1 rRNA gene is annotated in these 3,123 nt (G+C 51.7%); it reads right to left on the reverse strand.

From position 1 onward, the window contains the following. Positions 1-98: 98 nt before the first annotated feature. Positions 99-2,990: ribosomal RNA gene (locus tag ACQ5BL_RS26860) — 23S ribosomal RNA — on the reverse strand. Between the last annotated feature and the right edge of the window lie 133 nt (positions 2,991-3,123).

The following is a 3,123-nucleotide window of genomic DNA, read 5'->3' on the forward strand; positions in this document are numbered from 1 at the left end:
TCATCCAGATTCGGGTATGTGACAGGTCTTTGCGGTTCACACGAACTTTCGGTTCGTTACGTCTTCACCGTACAACACGCAAATTGTTTGGGTGTTATATGGTCAAGCCTCACGGGCAATTAGTATCGGTTAGCTCAACGCCTCACAGCGCTTACACACCCGACCTATCAACGTCGTAGTCTTCGACGGCCCTTCAGGGGAATCAAGTTCCCAGTGAGATCTCATCTTGAGGCTAGTTTCCCGCTTAGATGCTTTCAGCGGTTATCTATTCCGAACATAGCTACCCGGCAATGCCACTGGCGTGACAACCGGAACACCAGAGGTTCGTCCACTCCGGTCCTCTCGTACTAGGAGCAGCCCCTCTCAAATCTCAAACGTCCACGGCAGATAGGGACCGAACTGTCTCACGACGTTCTAAACCCAGCTCGCGTACCACTTTAAATGGCGAACAGCCATACCCTTGGGACCGGCTTCAGCCCCAGGATGTGATGAGCCGACATCGAGGTGCCAAACACCGCCGTCGATATGAACTCTTGGGCGGTATCAGCCTGTTATCCCCGGAGTACCTTTTATCCGTTGAGCGATGGCCCTTCCATACAGAACCACCGGATCACTAAGACCTACTTTCGTACCTGCTCGACGTGTCTGTCTCGCAGTCAAGCGCGCTTTTGCCTTTATACTCTGCGACCGATTTCCGACCGGTCTGAGCGCACCTTCGTACTCCTCCGTTACTCTTTAGGAGGAGACCGCCCCAGTCAAACTGCCCACCATACACTGTCCTCGATCCGGATAACGGACCAGAGTTAGAACCTCAAGCATGCCAGGGTGGTATTTCAAGGATGGCTCCACGCAGACTGGCGTCCACGCTTCAAAGCCTCCCACCTATCCTACACAAGCAGGCTCAAAGTCCAGTGCAAAGCTACAGTAAAGGTTCACGGGGTCTTTCCGTCTAGCCGCGGATACACTGCATCTTCACAGCGATTTCAATTTCACTGAGTCTCGGGTGGAGACAGCGCCGCCATCGTTACGCCATTCGTGCAGGTCGGAACTTACCCGACAAGGAATTTCGCTACCTTAGGACCGTTATAGTTACGGCCGCCGTTTACCGGGGCTTCGATCAAGAGCTTCGCTTTCGCTAACCCCATCAATTAACCTTCCGGCACCGGGCAGGCGTCACACCCTATACGTCCACTTTCGTGTTTGCAGAGTGCTGTGTTTTTAATAAACAGTCGCAGCGGCCTGGTATCTTCGACCGACATGGGCTTACGCAGTAAATGCTTCACCCTCATCGGCGCACCTTCTCCCGAAGTTACGGTGCCATTTTGCCTAGTTCCTTCACCCGAGTTCTCTCAAGCGCCTTGGTATTCTCTACCCAACCACCTGTGTCGGTTTGGGGTACGGTTCCTAGTTACCTGAAGCTTAGAAGCTTTTCCTGGAAGCATGGCATCAACCACTTCATCATCTAAAAGACGACTCGTCATCAGCTCTCGGCCTTGAACACCCGGATTTGCCTAAGTGTTCGGCCTACCACCTTAAACTTGGACAACCAACGCCAAGCTGGCCTAGCCTTCTCCGTCCCTCCATCGCAGTAACTAGAAGTACAGGAATATTAACCTGTTTCCCATCGACTACGCTCTTCAGCCTCGCCTTAGGGACCGACTAACCCTGCGTCGATTAACGTTGCGCAGGAACCCTTGGTCTTTCGGCGTGGGAGTTTTTCACTCCCATTGTCGTTACTCATGTCAGCATTCGCACTTCTGATACCTCCAGCAAGCTTCTCAACTCACCTTCACAGGCTTACAGAACGCTCCTCTACCGCGCATCTTGCGATGCACCCGTAGCTTCGGTGTATGGTTTGAGCCCCGTTACATCTTCCGCGCAGGCCGACTCGACTAGTGAGCTATTACGCTTTCTTTAAAGGGTGGCTGCTTCTAAGCCAACCTCCTAGCTGTCTAAGCCTTCCCACATCGTTTACCACTTAACCATAACTTTGGGACCTTAGCTGACGGTCTGGGTTGTTTCCCTTTTCACGACGGACGTTAGCACCCGCCGTGTGTCTCCCACGCTGACACTTCCAGGTATTCGGAGTTTGCATCGGTTTGGTAAGTCGGGATGACCCCCTAGCCGAAACAGTGCTCTACCCCCTGGAGTGATACGTGAGGCGCTACCTAAATAGCTTTCGAGGAGAACCAGCTATCTCCGAGCTTGATTAGCCTTTCACTCCGATCCACAAGTCATCCCCTACCTTTTCAACGGGAGTGGGTTCGGTCCTCCAGTCAGTGTTACCTAACCTTCAACCTGCTCATGGATAGATCGCCCGGTTTCGGGTCTATACCCAGCGACTAATTCGCCCTATTAAGACTCGCTTTCGCTACGCCTTCCCTATTCGGTTAAGCTCGCCACTGAATATAAGTCGCTGACCCATTATACAAAAGGTACGCAGTCACCTAACTAAGTAGGCTCCCACTGCTTGTACGCATACGGTTTCAGGTTCTATTTCACTCCCCTCTCCGGGGTTCTTTTCGCCTTTCCCTCACGGTACTGGTTCACTATCGGTCAGTCAGTAGTATTTAGCCTTGGAGGATGGTCCCCCCATGTTCAGACAAAGTTTCTCGTGCTCCGTCCTACTCGATTTCACTTCCAAGAACCTTTCACATACGGGGCTATCACCCACTATGGCCGCACTTTCCAGAGCGTTCTGCTAGATTCAAAGAAGCTTAAGGGCTAGTCCCCGTTCGCTCGCCACTACTAAGGGAATCTCGGTTGATTTCTTTTCCTCAGGGTACTTAGATGTTTCAGTTCCCCTGGTTCGCCTCTTGCACCTATGTATTCAGTACAAGATACCCAGCTTATGCTAGGTGGGTTTCCCCATTCAGAGATCTCCGGATCAAAGTCTGTTTGCCGACTCCCCGAAGCTTATCGCAGGCTACCACGTCTTTCATCGCCTCTGACTGCCAAGGCATCCACCGTATGCGCTTCTTCACTTGACCATATAACCCCAAGCAATCTGGTTACTGTCTCGAACGTGAAGACGACATTCGCCGAAAATTCGCGCTTGAACTCGCAAATTTTACCTTGACTTGAATAATCACCAGTGAAAGAGATTATTCAGTCTTACTTCTA

Origin of the sequence: Pseudomonas sp. B1-22 (genome assembly GCF_050474425.1) — a bacterium.
GTDB lineage: Bacteria > Pseudomonadota > Gammaproteobacteria > Pseudomonadales > Pseudomonadaceae > Pseudomonas.